Below are 14,594 nucleotides of genomic sequence, written 5' to 3'. Positions count from 1 at the left end.
ATGGATCTGCTGCTGAAGCTCGGCGAGCTGATCAATATTACATTGGTGTTCTCCACCGCCCTCATCTTCACGGCGATGGGCGGCATCTTCTCGGAGAAGTCGGGCGTCGTCAATATCGGACTCGAAGGCTTGATGGTCTCGGGCGCTTTCGCGGCGGCCGTAGCCACTTATACCGCGGAGCAGGCGGGGATGGGCGGGGTGTCCCCTTGGGTCGGCCTTCTGGCTGCGATGCTGTTCGGCCTGATCTTCTCCCTGATCCACGCGGTCGCCACCGTCACGTTCAAAGCGGACCAGGTCGTCAGCGGGGTCGTCATTAACTTCCTGGCTGCGGGCCTGACAGTCTATCTCGTCAAAATCATGTACGACGGAGCGGGACAGACCGAGACGCTGAACGAAGTGTTCAGCAAGGTCAAGATACCGTTCCTGTCGGAGATTCCGCTGATCGGCAAAGGGTTCTTCGAAGCCTACCCGACCACGTATCTGGCGCTCATCGTCGTCGCCCTGACCTATTACGTCATCTACAAGACACCGTTCGGCCTCCGGCTCCGCTCGGTCGGCGAACATCCGGGCGCGGCGGATACGATGGGCATCCGGGTATCCCGTTACCGGTACCTCGGCGTGCTGATCTCCGGTGCGCTGGCGGGTCTCGGCGGCGCGACGATTACGCTGACCACCACGAGCTCGTTCTCGCACAACACGATCTCCGGCCAAGGCTTCATTGCCCTGGCGGCCATGATCTTCGGCAAGTGGCATCCGGTCGGTGCGCTGGGGGCCGCGATGTTCTTCGGCTTCTCCCAGGCGATCCGCAACTTCGTGCAGCTGTTCGACTTCGCCAAGGGCATTCCGATGGAATTCCTGTATATGCTGCCATACGTGCTCACCATCCTGGTGCTCGCCGGTGCAGTCGGCCGGGCGAAAGCGCCGTCGGCTCTCGGGGAAGCATATGATCCGGGCAAGCGGTAACCGGTTCGGCCAGACTTCGGTTAGTCTTCAGGTTTTGGTCAGTTTATGAAGAAAAGGCGGTATCTCCCTCTGCGCGGCAGAGGCGGGATACCGCCTTTTTGTTGCGTTTGGCGCATTCTTTCCCAAGGGCATGCCATATGGGGAGTGCCCCGCCCGCATGGCTGGAGCACGAAGGGGAAGGGCTGGAAGGGAGATGGGAGGACGCGGGGCGAGGCTGAAAAGAAGGCAGCCACAGCCATTCACGCTTCCTCTTCATCCTCCTCCCCCTCGCCGGACCCGCCCTCGGTATAGCCTTCCGTCAGGATCCCGCCGAAGGGGGCCAGCCAGCGGCGGGTGAGGGAGGCCAGAGCCTCCTTGCTGGCGCCGGCATAATAAGCTTCCAGCGCATCATGCAGCTCGGCAGCGGCCGGCGGGTCGCAGCGCTGCAGCCCCCGCTGCAGCCACTTGCCGTCCCCGAGCCACTGCCCCCGCGTGCGCAGGGCGAAGGAGGCGAGCTGCAACGCCAGCTTCGCGGCGATGAAGAGCGCTTCCTCCCGGCTCCCGCTTCCTTCGAAGTCGGCGAGGGTCTCGCCGAGCTCGTAGCGGGCTTGGCGCAGTTCCTGCCGGCTCCACGGCGGGGGACCGGCCAGCAGATCGCGGCGGGCTTCCGCTATGATGCTGTGGGCCGCTTCCCCGCCCAGCAGCAGCCGGCCTTCGGCACACATCCGCAGCAGGGAGGGAACCGCGGACTCGACCGCCTGGTCGAAGAAATAGCGGTATGTATCCCGCGTCAGGACGAAGGCTTCAATAACCCAGCCTTCTGCCAGATAGGTCCGGCGCAATGGTCCCTCCCCGCTCTCGTCGAAGATCACGAGGTCGAGATCGGATGTCGGCGTAGCTTCGCCTTGGGCCGCGCTGCCGGCCAGCAGGGCCGCCTCGCAGTCCGGATATTCCTCCCGGAGGAACCTCCGGGCCGTTGCCTCTGCATCTTGTCTCATCCGCCGTTCCTCCTGTCATTCCAACTCTTGTTCCGACAGCTTATGCGGCAGGGGAATCGGGGGTTCGCGCGGGCTGCCGTCCATCATTGTCTTCCTCGGTCGAAGGCGCCGTATCCGCGCGGGATCTTCTAAGGCGGCTCCCGCCGCTGTCGCTTCAGCGCGGCGGGAGAGGGGGCTATTTACTTGCGGGCAGCGAATAAGGCATGGGCGAGATAGGCTTGGTGGGTTTCGATCAATTCGTCATGGGCAATCGAAGTCTGCCAGACGGCCGCATCCAGGATCGCCCCATGGTCCATGAGCTGGTGCGGATCGGGATGCTCCGTCAGATCCTCCCCGGGCGGCCGCCCGAATGGCAGGCGGTCCCATACTTGAACGGCGCCAAAGCCGGCGAGGCGCAGTTCTTCCCGCCAGCCATCTTCGCCAAGGAGGCCTCCGAATCCGAAGAAGCCGGCGAGCTGTTCGTACGCTTCCCGGGGGAGGGCTGCGGAGAGAATGAGTTCACGGTCGTACAGGAGGCCGCCGGGGGAGAGGACCCGGTTGTATTCCCGGAGCGCCTCGGGGATCGAGGCGAAGTTCGTCACGGATTCGGCCAGGATGACGTCGAACGAGCCTTCTTCGAACGGCAGCTCGGTAATGCTGCCTGCCACGAAATGTACATCGACGCCTTGGTGGGCGGCCCGGTGCCCCGCTTTCGCGAGCATCTCCGGGCGGATGTCCAGTCCGGTCACGTTCATGCCGAGGGCGGCGAGATGGCAGGCGGTCCGGCCCGTACCGCATCCCACTTCGAGCACCCGGCTGCCGGCTGGCAGGGGGAAGCGCTGCAGCTGGGATAAGGTTGCCGAGAAGCCGCCAGGATGGGCGCTGGAGACGCCGAGGCGGGTAAGCATATCCAAATAATCCATAGGTATTGCATTCCTCCTGTCTAGGTGCACAACCACGTTTTTCCATTGTATGTGGCCAGGGGCGGAGAGGTTAGGGATGGGTGTCCCGGGACCGCTTCTTTTTTAGGGGACGCAAGGGAGACGGCAGCAAGCGGCTCAGTTGCCGTTCTTCCCGGCACGGTCTATACGCCCCAGTGCGGCCCGGTGGGCCTGCTCATAAAAGGGGGCTGCATGTTTTTTCCGGGAATGGTAGAGGAGATGGGAAGACAGGCTATAACGGTATGCTTACTATCGGAGGTCGGGCTATGAACAAAACCACATACCGGATCATCCTGCAGGGGATGGCCATCAGCGCGGGGGTTCTGCTCGCTGCAGCTGCGGGCGGCGACACGGCGGAAGCGGGCCCTAAGGAGGCCGAGCCCCTGACCATCACCGTGAAGGCATCGCCGGAAGCAGAGTTCGCCACCGAGCTCGAGGTCCGCTCGCCTAACCTGACTAAGGGACTGCGTGGGGTTCGGAAGCATCAGGATACGCCAGTGCCGCCCAGCGACACCTACGTCACTTGGAAGGAAGGCGGAGTCCCGCGGGAGTTCTCCATAGACGGAAATGGCGTATGGCATGAGGGCGCAACCGGAGAGGGTTGGGAGCTTCCCGAAGGGGCGAGGTCCGAACTCAGCCGGTATATCGAAGCCGCGCGGCAGGCCCACTACGGCCGGCTCGTCCCTTGGGATGAAGCGTCGAAGACCGTGACGATGAAGAGCATCTGTACCGTTACGGATCTGGAGACAGGCCGCAGCTTCCAGGCCCAGCGGCGGGCGGGCCGCAGCCATGCGGACATGCAGCCGGTATCGAAGGCGGATACGAAGATCATGAAAGAAATCTATGGGGGAGCCTGGAGCTGGCGCCGCAGAGCGGTGCTCGTGCAGCTGGACGGACGAGGTCCAGCCTTGGCCGCTTCCATGCACGGCATGCCCCATGGCGGCGACGGGATCCCGGACAACGGATTCTCGGGCCACTTCTGCATTCACTTCCTGGGCAGCGCGACGCACGGATCGAAGCATGTGGATCCGGATCACCAGTGGATGGTGTATAAGGCCTCCGGCCGCCTGGACGAAGCACTGGGCCAAGCGGACCCGGCCGGCGTAGCGGAGGGTTTCATCGTCGCCCTGAACCAGAAGGACGGGGAGCTGCTGAAGCGCACGTTCGCCAGTCCCGGTCATTCCCAGCTCTCCTACTTCCTCTCTGAGATGGAGAGTCTCCAAGGGATCAAGCCGGTGGAGGGCCAGCGGGAGGGGGCTTCGAATCCGCCGGGGGACGACGTACTGTCGGCAGAGGTGGCGGTAGATACGACGGTGTACCGGAAGGATCACAAGCCGGAACGGCGCAGGTTAATTTTTCGGTTGAAGCGCGAGGGGATGAAGTCTCCCTGGAAGATAGAACAGGTGATGTTGTCCGCCTGAACAGGGGGACTGCGGCTATGGCGTCCGCAGACTTCTTCGTCCTCCTGGACATCGGCACGAACATCGCCGCTAACACCCAAAGCCCCTGTACCGGATCCGGTACGGGGGCTTTGGGTGTGCGTTGGGTCTTACAAGCTTGTCGTCTTACTGCGGATGATCAATGAGAGCGTCCCGGTCCAGCGCGCCCGGCGTTTTTTCGAGCCATTCATGCCGGATGAGCGCCTCGGTCACATCCTCCGTATAATTACCCGCTCCCGCGATCAAGGCGAGCAGGGCGGCGACGACATCATGCTTCATTGCGGAGCCGAGGGATTGGCCGTAATGCGTGATCAAGGACCCGAACAACCCCGAGACATGGCACAGCATGAGACGCTCGGAGAAGAGCGGGGTCTGCGAACCGGTTATCTCGCTTACGTGGGTAGGGGGCAGCGGGAGATCGTCCTTGGTGAGCAGTCCCCCGAGGCGCTCCAGGTGTTCCTCCGCCGTTTCCGCTCCGCGGATACAGAGCGTCCGCAGATCCTTCGGCACGAGGGTTTGGGCGAAGGCTATACAGATGGCCTGGATCAAGCCGAGCAGTTCCATGCCCTTGTATACATTGGCGATCTCTACACTGTGCAGGGGGCGCGTGTCCCCGAACCATCCTTGGAGAAAACTGGTCTTCTGGATCTGCTCCGGCGCTTCGGGTACAGGGATGACGGGAGGTCTGGCGTAGAGTCCTTTGGCGAGCATCATCTCCATGATCTCCTCATACAACCGGACAGCTTTGTGGAGGCGCTCCGCACAGAAGGCGCGGTAATCGGGGCGGGTCGACACCGAGAGTGACTCCGCATGGAAATGAAGGCCTAGCCGCCCGCCCTGCAGCAGGTAGAAGAGGAAGAACCGTTCCTCGAACAATGCGGGCAGGGAGGAGGCAGGCTCCGCCTCCGCGAACCCGCGGGGCAGGGGGAGTCCTTCGCCTGAGAAGAAGCCGAGGCGCTCGCGGTTGTTCTCCCGGGCCAGCTCCAGCGCATAGACCAATGCCCGCAACACGTCGGCATCTTCCGCCTGCTTCTCGAAAGCCGCCAGTACATTTAGGGACATGTCGTCAATCATATAGCCGGTCCACAGGTATCCGATCTCGGAGCTGCTCAGCCGGGGGAAGCGCGTTGACATGGGTGTTCATCTCCACATTCATTTTTAAGAAGTGACGCCTTGCTTCCATTTGACATAGGGCCTCAGCAGGTAACTGGCGATCTGAAGCGGATTGAGCTGTTTGTTCTGCATCAACCGGCCGCCGAGGCCGCCGCCTAGCACCCGTACGATCCGGTCCAGATCCGCATTACGGAGGTGTTCCACGGTCCGGCGCAGCACGAGGGAATTCTCGTAGCTCTGCCGCAGCGGGGCGGTCAGTTCTTCGTAGCTCCCTTGACCGGTCAAGTCATAGGCGGCGTAGATGCCGGTAAGGATCGCGGCAAACTGCCCGAAGCCGAGATAAGGCATCAGGCTGCCAAAACAGTTGCCGGTAAAGAACGTATTGCCGATGCGGGCGGAGCGGCAGATGCCGATCGGGTACCGGGTGAACTGGAACGTGTCGGTCACATGCAGCGTCTGCTGAAGATCGCGGGTGGTTCTCTCGCAGAATCGGTCCCATAGGAGCCCGCTGTCCGGCTGCTCCTCCTTGGCAGGATCATCAGGGAAGGCGATCACGATCGTCGCTTCCTTCTCCGAGAACGGGATACAGAAGCCGTAGCCGCTGGGGGCCAGTTCATTGTCGAGCCAGACGGACACGGCATACCGGTCAAAGGTACCCTCGACCGTAGCTCCGCGCAGGGAGACGGTAAGGTCTTCGCGGAAGTTCCGGGTCCGCTTGGCATAATCCCCGTCGCCGGTCGCCATGACTACATGCGTGTAGTGGCCGAGCAAATCCTCATACGTTTCTTCGGAGTGAAACCGGATGGGACTTTTCACCTGGCGGCTGAGCTGCACTTCGAAAGCGTCGCTCTCCCTTCCCCGCACATTGGTGAAACCGAGCTGTCCTTCCAATATCGCTTTTTCTCCGCTTGAATAGACAGTCATTTTCTGCAAATTCGCCGTAGGCTGCAGATATATGCGGTGCTTCTCCGACAAATAGGCAATACAGTCGTGAACCGGACGGGTCATGAGCGAGAGGAGGACCTCCGCATTCACAAAGCGGTCCCCCACCCGGCTTCGTTTTTCGAAGATAGCAGGCTCAATGCCGTGCTGCTCCAGCGTAATGGCGCAGGCGAGCCCGGACAATCCGGCACCCATGATGGCGACCTTCAAGAGGACACTTCCTTCGTTCGAAGAGTAAAAACATACTGGTAGCGTCGTTCAAATGGCCTTTTTTTATGCAGTGAACGGGTCCTGAGAAGAGGATGCCGGATGCTGCAGACAAGAAGAGAGCCCGGTGCTGGCGCACGGGGCTCTCCATCTTGTCTCAAAAGCACAGGAATTGATCGACGCGGTCGAGATCCAGTCCGAAGAAGACCCAGGTTCCAACAGGGCCGAAGCCGTACCAGCGGAACCCCCCGATGGAATTACGGCTGACTCGTGTTAGGAAGATCCAATACTGGTCGCCGTTGCGCTGCCAAATATACACATACCGGAAGAGGCAGCCCCGGATCGTGCTTGAGTCAACGGCATACAGCGACTGGTGCTGTTTCTGGGGCGTGAACGAAGGGGGCGGGGAGCTGGGAGCTCCGCCCCCTTGCGGCCCGCCGCCGGGGCCGCCGCCAGGGAATCCGCCGGGGCCGCCGCCAGGGAATCCGCCGGGGCCGCCGCCAGGGAATCCGCCGGGACCGCCGCCGGGGAATCCGCCGGGACCGCCGCCAGGGAATCCGCCGGGACCGCCGCCGGGGAATCCGCCGGGGCCGCCGCCGGGGAATCCGCCCGGGCCGCCGCCAGGGAATCCGCCGGGACCGCCGCCGGGGCCTCCTGGTCCTCCGGGAACTCCGGGGAACAAGCTGCGATAGGGATCGAAGTAGTAGACGGGATAGGTCATCTTGATTTCTCTCCTCTTTGGGCAGAAGTAGGGGACATCCCTGCCATGTGAATGCGCTGTTCTCCCTACCATACTATGACGGAGGCGCCCAAAGCTGACCTACAAAAGCGCCAAGCTTGGTTCCCTCCTCCGGAGAGACTCCGGAATTCGGAAGCCAAGCTTGGCGCCGGCCGTTCATGAAGGGGCGGAGCCCCGGTTCGTCAAAAGTTAGCGTCGGTTCCCCGCATCAATCGCTTCATCCGCATCGTTCGGACTATAACCGGGGAGGTCGTAATCGGTATTCCCGAGCTTTTTCAGGATGCCCATCTTCTCGATGTGTCCCCGGGTCTCGGCTGTTCCCAGACGGTACAAGAGGGTGTACAAATGCTTCAGCCGGTCATTGAACTGGTCGGTTGCCGGATCGTGATCGGCCGATTTGTAAGGAATCGGCGCTCTGGCGAACGTTCCGTCTTGCGTCTCTTCCGTCGACTGGAGCAGCCTGCGGAGCTCCTGGTATTCGGATTCGTCGGCTTCAACTTGATAGTCATACGTATAATTACGCTGATCGGCCAGCATCTGTTGATCTTCGATGGTACCGGGACCTACGGAGATATAGTAGATTTTCTTCGGCATCGGAATCGCCTCCAGGTGAGTTAGTACTATTCATTAACCGGGAGGTCAGTCCCTGAACCAAGCCCTCCGGCAGCAGTCTGGCCGCTGCCGAAGTCAGATCAACAGCATGGCGGCGGCGGTGGTCACCAGAAGGCCGACGGCAACGGGCACCAGGTTGCGCCGGGCAAGCTCGAACGGGCTGACGCCGCAGATGGCCGCCGCGGGGATAAGCGCCCACGGCACGAGGGTGCCTCCGCCCACCCAGATGGCCGCAATCTGGCCCAGAGCCGTGAGCGTCGCGAGCCCCGTACCGATAGCTGCCGCGAACAGCTGGGCGATGGAGCCGGCCAGCGAGATACCGGAGAAGCCGGATCCGTCCATACCGGTAATGGCTCCTACGGCGGTAAGGGTCACCGCGCCAATCGCCGGGTTCAGCGGCACGATACCGGCCAGGGAGGAGCCGAGGTCATTGACGAGACCGTGGGACCCTGCAGGCAGCACCGCTCCGTAGATCTCCGTGAAAGCCGAGTCGCCGAGATAGAAGAAGGCGGCGATCGGTATGACCGGAGCGAAGACGCGGAAGCCGAACAGCAAGCCGCTAGTCAGGTAGGAGGTCGCCTGTGCCAGCCCCTGCTCCCGGTGCGCGGCAAGGGAGATGAGCAGCATGGCTAGCAGAGCCGTGCCGCCGATGAGCGCCGTAGCGTCACCTCCCTGCAGGTTCAGCGCGAACATGGCGGCGACGTCCGCCGCGAAGAGCAGCGGCAGCAGCAGGGCGAATTCGCGGCGGGCGCCGGGCGTGAGGCGGGAAGGCACCGCGGGTTCTCCGGCCTGAGCGGCTTCGGCACCTGCAGGCAGAGAGCCGAAGCTGTCGGTGCCTGGCTGCAGCCGGCCCAGACGCATGTCGCGGCGGAGCAGCCAGAATGACGTCAGCGTGGTGACCGCGCCCATGATCAGCACGAGCGGTACGCTGGCCTGCACGACCTCGGCGACGGGAAGGCCTGCGGCGTCGGCGGTCAGCTTGGGGGCGCCCTGGATGACGAAGTCGCCTGAGAGCGCGATGCCGTGCCCGAACAGGTTCATCGCTGCCGCGGCGCCGATCGCCGGCAGTCCGACCCGCCGGGCGGCAGGCAGCAGCACGGCTCCGAGCAGGGCGACCGCCGGGGACGGCCAGAAGAAGAGCGAGATGGTCATCATGACCAGACCGATCACCCAGAAGGCAAGGGCCGGCGTGCGAATCAACCGGGCGAAGGGCCGGATCATGACTTCGTTGATTCCTGTGGCGGTCAGCGTCCGGCTGAGCGACACGACGATCGAGATAATGAGGATGGTACCGAGCAGTTCTTTGATCGCAAAGATGAAGGAGGAGAACACGCCGCTGACCGAAGCGGGCAGGGAAAGCGTGGCGAGCAGGCCAAGTGCCAGAATGCCGGCCGTGCACAGTATCGTCGTATCCTTGCGCATCACCATGAATCCGATCATCGCCAGAATGAGAAGCAGGTACGCCCAGTGCAGGGAAACCAGGGTAATGTCCATCGCCGTCTACCTCCGTTAGATGCCTGAGCGGCAGGCCTGAGGGCCGCTCCGCAAGTCATCGCTACCCGGTAGACATCCGCCTATGGGGTAGGGTGCTACAGCTTATGCACGCGAGGTTGTACAGGTGAGAACATGCTCCAGGTGCAGTACCTGCCCGGACCGCACCTGGAGGACGGCTAAGAGCGGCCTCGTCCTCCGGGCCGCTCTCGAGATAACGTATGATTATACCGTCCGCAGTATAAATTTCTCCACGACATGCTTCACGCCTTCTTCGTTATTCCCCGCCGTGACATAATCGGCAATCTCCTTCAACGCATCGACCGCATTGGCCATGGCGACGCCGAGTCCGGCCACCTCCAGCATCTCGCGGTCGTTCCAGCTGTCGCCGACTGCAATGGCGCCGGAGAGCTCCAGTCCGAAGTGCTCGGCCAGGTGGGTCAGGGCGTGGCCCTTGGTTCCTTCCGGATGCATAATCTCCAGGAAGTGGGGCTTGGATTTCGTAATATGCACCGCGGCGCCCAGCAGGGAGCGCAGCTCCAGGGCCACTTCGTCGAGGCGCGCAGGGTCATCGATGATGAGCAGCTTGGTCGACGGCTTCGAAGCAAGCTCGCGGAAGTCGGGATGCACGGTATACGGAATGTTGGACAGCTGGGCGTAGGCTCTCGCTTTATCGTTGTCCTCTTTGACATACAGCACATCGTCGAGGTAGGTCTGCAGGTGCAGACCGTGCGCCTCGCAGTAATCGAAGATCTGCAGGGCCGCTTCTTCAGGCACCGTACGCTCGTAGAGCACATGGCCGTCGAGCGCGTTCTTGACCAGGGCACCCTGGTAGGTGATGATCGGCACATTCAGTTCCAGCTGCTCGGCGAGCTTCTTCGCCGAAGCGTACATCCGGCCTGTCGCGAGCGTGACTTTCACCCCTTGGGCCACTGCAGCGGCCAAGGCTTGCTTCGTGCCCTCGGTAATTTCTTTCTCGTCGGTGATCAGGGTGTCGTCGATATCAATAGCCAGCATGGTATACATCTCTCTAGGGTCACTCCGTTTCTCCAAAGTGTTCTCATTATACCCTAGCCCTCCCCAAATTTGTAACTAAAAAAAGCTTTCGGCCGAACCGATGAAGGGAAGTAGAGGACCCGGCAGTCCGGCACTTGCAGGCTGATGGTTCGAGAGTGCGTCCATTCATCCCTGCATCTATCATGCGATATTCACCAAGACGGAGAGGCTGGAAATGCCATGAAACCATCGACTTCAATCCAATGGGCGGGCCTCGCGGTGCTCATGTACATAATCGGTCTCTGGAGCCTGCTCTTATGGGGAGGGGCCAGCGAAAGCGCAGTCACCTTGGCGGAGCTTGCCGCACCTGTTGTCACCACCGTGCTTGCCGTCTGGGCGGCTGTCCGGCAGCGAGGCATCCTGCGAAACTTCTGGGGGTTGATCTCCTTGGGCGCCGGTTTTTATGCCGCGGGCCAATCGATTTGGTGCTATTACTATAGTACCGGCGCGGACGTATCCGTACCGGCGGCGGGTGCGGCGGATATCTTATGGAACATGCAGACGGCCTTCTTCGTTCTGGCCCTGTACTATATCATGTACAAGCAGGTCAGTGCCGTAAGGGGGATGCGCTTTCTCTTCGACACGACGATCATGATGCTCGTCTTCGGAACCTTGGGCTGGGAATTCATCGTAGGGCCGAACCTGGCCATGATGGTGAACGACCCGGATTGGATTCTGATCATGAGCGGTGTGCTCTATCCGGCGAGCGATCTGGGGCTGGTCATGGGCCTGCTCATGCTCCATTTCGAACACCTTAGCCTGTTTTCCTCCCGTGTTATGCGCCTGTTTACGTATGGATTTATTGCTTTTGTCATCGGGGACGTGCTCTACTTCTTTGATATCTTGGCGGGTACTTATACGGTAGGACGATGGTACGATCCCTTCTGGAGCGTGGGTCTCTTGCTCTGCGGACTGGCGGCGATGTACGGCAGGGGCGAGGAGGAAGGTTCGGCCTCCGCCGAACACGGTGCCGGCCGTGAGGCCCGCAGCAAGCGCCTGCGTTATCTGTCGCCGTATTGCGGCTTGGTGCTGCTCTGCTGCCTGATGGTGCAGCGTGTCAATGCAGTGGACGGACTGGTCATCGGGACCATTCTGGTCATTCTGCTGATCGTGGTCCGGCAGATCTCAATTCTGTTCGAGAACGAAGGGCTCGTCGCGCGCTTGAAGGATATGCTGAACCGCAGCGAATATCAGGCGCTCCATGACGAGCTGTCCGGTCTGCCGAACAAGCGTATGTTCGAGCGGAGGCTGAGCTCGGCTGTGGAGGAATCGGCGGCAGGCGGAGGCAAGCTGGCTGTTCTGTTCATGGATCTCGACCGGTTCAAATATATCAACGATTCGCTCGGCCATGCGATCGGGGATGAGCTCATCCGCCAGGTGGGGCTCCGCATTGCGGAGATCGTGGCAGGCCGGGGGCTCGTGGCACGGCTCGGGGGGGACGAATTCACGATCCTGTTCATAGGCTGGAGGGAGAAGGAGGAGGTGGAGGAACTGTCCACGCTGCTCCTCCACCGGATTGCTGCGGCTTACAAGGTGGAGATCCACGAAATTCTGACTACCACCAGCATCGGTATTGCGCTGTATCCGGAGGACGGGAACAGCGGATCCGAGCTCATGAAGCATGCCGACGCGGCCATGTACAAAGCCAAGGAGCTTGGCAAGGGCAGAATTCAGTTCTTCGAACCCGCATTCAACGGGGAGATTCTGAAGCGGGTGGCGCTGGAGCACGCGCTGCGGCATGCGCTGAGCCGGGGCGAGCTGCACCTGCACTATCAACCGCAGGTATGCACGAAGACCGAGGAGATCATGGGAGCCGAAGCGCTGCTGCGCTGGAAGCTGGAGGACGGGAGCCAGATCTCCCCTGCGGAATTCATTCCGCTGGCCGAAGAGACGGGACTCATCGTACCGATCGGTGAATGGGTGCTGCGTACCGCATGCCGGCAGGCTGCGCAGTGGGACCGGATGGGACTGCCCCCGCTCAAAGTCGCCGTGAACGTATCGCCGAAGCAGCTCGTGCAGAACCTGTTCGTTCAGCGGGTGGCGTCGATCCTGGAGGAGACGGGCGTACAGCCGGAGCGGCTGGTCATCGAGATTACCGAAGGGATCGCGCTGCTCAATACGGCCGAAACGACCGATACGCTGATCGGGCTCAAGAAGCTCGGCATCCAGATTTCGATGGACGATTTTGGTACGGGCTATTCATCGCTCGGCTATCTGCGGACCTTCCAGGTCGATTCCCTCAAGATTGCCCAGTCCTTCATCAGCCGGATTACCGTAGGGGCCGAGCATGAAGGGATCGTCCGGGCGATCATGGCCATGGCGGGAAGCATGCACCTGGAAGTCATTGTGGAAGGCGTGGAGACCGAGGGGCAGCTCAGGCTGCTCAAAGGAATAGCTGAATGCCTCGTGCAAGGTTATTACTTCTACAAGCCGCTGCCTCCGCAGGAATTGACGGCGATCCTCCGGAAGCAGGCCGGCTGGAAGGGATAAAAAGTCCGGTGGAATGGCTGGTGGAATGCCCGGTGGAATGCCCGGCGGAATACCTGGTACCATGCCGGATAATGGGGTGCATCAAAGATCAGATTCGAGCGGGGGCTCGGATCTGTTTTTACGTTCAGCTTAATAGAGTGCAGGCAACTTCCAATTAGAGGCCTATAGTCCTAGGACTTCCGCTGTGGTATAGTGAATGTAATATTAATGATACATAGGAAGCGGCATTTATACTTGGCAGGCGGGGGATATCATCATGAAGGACTATCTTGGCAAAAGGTTGAAGCAGGATGTGTTTAATGCGGCGGGGCTCGTGATCCTACCTGCGGGCACCCTCATTCGGGAGGAGCACATCGGGCTGCTTGGGAAGCATGGAATCCAAGAGGGGGATCTCAGCTTCACCGCAAATAAGGACGATCAGCTTATCACAGGGGAAGGGCATCGGTCCGGTTCTGCCGCGGATTCCTTGTCCTGGGCAGTGAGGACGGCGGCAGAGCAGTCGAAGGCGCTCTTCGGCAAAGCGGCCCATACCCGCAAAATCCCCGTTATGGAATTCCGCAATGCCATTCTTCCCGCTGTACAGCAGATTGCCGCCAATGAGGATGTGTTTGCTTTGTTCGAAGCCGTCAAAGCGCAGGACGAGTACACGTATCAGCATAACATCGGTGTGGGGGTGCTCTCTACGTTAATCGGCAAATGGATGGGACTGGACGAGACGGAGTTAGGCCTCCTGAGTCTCGGAGCCACGCTCCACGATGTCGGCAAGGTGAACATTCCTCTGGAGATTCTGAACAAGCCGGGGAAGCTGACCAAGGAAGAGTACGAGCTGATCAAGAAGCACACGATATACGGCTACGGTCTCCTGAAGGAGACGGTGGGCCTGAATTACCGGGTCGCGCTGATTGCGCTGCAGCATCACGAGCGGGAAGACGGACAGGGATATCCGCTCGGTCTCAGGAAAGATCAGACCGATCTTTTCAGCAAAATCGTCGCGGTCGCCGATATTTTTCATGCGATGTCCTCGAGGCGGCCGTATCACGAGCCTATGCCGTTCACCGGGGTGGTCGAGCAGATGCGCCAAGGCGTATTCGGGCAGCTCAATCCGGAGATTGTTACGGTCTTCCTGAACGGCATCGCCCAGCGGCTGCTTGGCCGGGAGGTCCTCTTGTCGGACGGCCGGGTAGGGGAAGTGGTGCTCATCCATTCGCACGACAAGACGGCCCCGCTCGTCAAGACCGGCTCCAGCTTCGTCGATCTCAGTAAGGAGAGGCATCTGTCTATTCAAACGGTCGCTGTCTAACCCGGAATCGCATCGCGAACAGGCTTCGCAGTGCGGTCCTTACAAGGACGGCGAAGCCGGTTATTAAAGTGGGCTCGCGGCACGCTGCTGGATGCAAGGGCGTCTGGCGCGTCGCGGCAGGACTGTGTGCGTCTGCTCCATTCGGCTGTCATCCTTCTGGCCCGCTGCTCCGGGCAGCACAATAAAAGCCGCTTCCCCGTCAAGGAGAAGCGGCTTTTTGGTCGTACGCCCAGCATGGGCGTCATCTCTAGGGTGAAAGTCCCGAACGGGGGCTGGCGAACGCCTACCGTTAGCCAAGAGCAAGGGTGTCCACCGTGAGGTGGAATCTGAAGGAAGCTGGAGGCA

General features: G+C 61.0%; 12 protein-coding genes. 4 read left to right on the top strand and 8 right to left on the bottom strand.

Annotated features, from left to right (window positions below):
• Nucleotides 1–963 (top strand): ABC transporter permease, encoded by a 963-nt coding sequence (locus O9H32_RS24225; RefSeq protein WP_269868698.1) that lies wholly within the window; start codon nt 1–3, stop codon nt 961–963.
• 239 nt (nt 964–1,202) lie between these two features.
• On the opposite strand, the gene O9H32_RS24220 is transcribed toward O9H32_RS24225, so the two are convergent.
• Nucleotides 1,203–1,940 (bottom strand): nucleotidyltransferase domain-containing protein, encoded by a 738-nt coding sequence (locus O9H32_RS24220; RefSeq protein ID WP_269868697.1) that lies wholly within the window; start codon nt 1,938–1,940, stop codon nt 1,203–1,205.
• 179 nt (nt 1,941–2,119) lie between these two features.
• Nucleotides 2,120–2,842 (bottom strand): class I SAM-dependent methyltransferase, encoded by a 723-nt coding sequence (locus tag O9H32_RS24215; RefSeq protein ID WP_269868696.1) that lies wholly within the window; start codon nt 2,840–2,842, stop codon nt 2,120–2,122.
• 284 nt (nt 2,843–3,126) lie between these two features.
• On the opposite strand from O9H32_RS24215, the gene O9H32_RS24210 reads away from it, so the two are divergent.
• On the top strand, nt 3,127–4,281 hold the full coding sequence (locus O9H32_RS24210) for a hypothetical protein (RefSeq protein WP_269868695.1): 1,155 nt from the start codon (nt 3,127–3,129) through the stop codon (nt 4,279–4,281).
• Nucleotides 4,282–4,425: 144 nt separating this feature from the next.
• Here the strand turns inward: O9H32_RS24210 and O9H32_RS24205 are convergent, their stop codons facing one another.
• From O9H32_RS24205 to O9H32_RS24180, 6 genes are all read right to left on the bottom strand, one after another.
• The gene (locus O9H32_RS24205; RefSeq protein WP_269868694.1) at nt 4,426–5,433 is read right to left on the bottom strand and encodes a DUF3231 family protein; all 1,008 of its coding nucleotides are present in this window, start codon (nt 5,431–5,433) and stop codon (nt 4,426–4,428) included.
• Nucleotides 5,434–5,457: 24 nt separating this feature from the next.
• Nucleotides 5,458–6,564, bottom strand: a complete 1,107-nt coding sequence (locus O9H32_RS24200) for an NAD(P)/FAD-dependent oxidoreductase (protein ID WP_269868693.1) — start codon at nt 6,562–6,564, stop codon at nt 5,458–5,460.
• A 154-nt stretch (nt 6,565–6,718) separates the two neighbouring features.
• Complete coding sequence (locus O9H32_RS24195; RefSeq protein ID WP_269868692.1) at nt 6,719–7,282, bottom strand: hypothetical protein; 564 nt, start codon at nt 7,280–7,282, stop codon at nt 6,719–6,721.
• A gap of 207 nt (nt 7,283–7,489) precedes the next feature.
• The gene (locus tag O9H32_RS24190; RefSeq protein WP_269868691.1) at nt 7,490–7,894 is read right to left on the bottom strand and encodes a hypothetical protein; all 405 of its coding nucleotides are present in this window, start codon (nt 7,892–7,894) and stop codon (nt 7,490–7,492) included.
• 93 nt (nt 7,895–7,987) lie between these two features.
• Nucleotides 7,988–9,406, bottom strand: coding sequence for a hypothetical protein (locus O9H32_RS24185; RefSeq protein ID WP_269868690.1), 1,419 nt, complete (start codon nt 9,404–9,406; stop codon nt 7,988–7,990).
• 222 nt (nt 9,407–9,628) lie between these two features.
• Nucleotides 9,629–10,429 (bottom strand): Cof-type HAD-IIB family hydrolase, encoded by an 801-nt coding sequence (locus O9H32_RS24180; protein WP_269868689.1) that lies wholly within the window; start codon nt 10,427–10,429, stop codon nt 9,629–9,631.
• A gap of 210 nt (nt 10,430–10,639) precedes the next feature.
• On the opposite strand from O9H32_RS24180, the gene O9H32_RS24175 reads away from it, so the two are divergent.
• Nucleotides 10,640–12,949 carry a putative bifunctional diguanylate cyclase/phosphodiesterase gene (locus tag O9H32_RS24175; protein WP_269868688.1) on the top strand — a complete coding sequence of 770 codons (2,310 nt, stop codon included), beginning with the start codon at nt 10,640–10,642 and terminating at the stop codon, nt 12,947–12,949.
• 256 nt (nt 12,950–13,205) lie between these two features.
• Complete coding sequence (locus tag O9H32_RS24170) at nt 13,206–14,249, top strand: HD-GYP domain-containing protein (protein WP_269868687.1); 1,044 nt, start codon at nt 13,206–13,208, stop codon at nt 14,247–14,249.
• Nucleotides 14,250–14,594 lie beyond the last annotated feature (345 nt).

It is taken from the genome of Paenibacillus caseinilyticus, from assembly GCF_027533645.1.
GTDB classification, from domain to species: Bacteria; Bacillota; Bacilli; order Paenibacillales; family NBRC-103111; genus Paenibacillus_G; species Paenibacillus_G caseinilyticus.
This window is presented reverse-complemented; position numbering and strand designations above follow the sequence as displayed.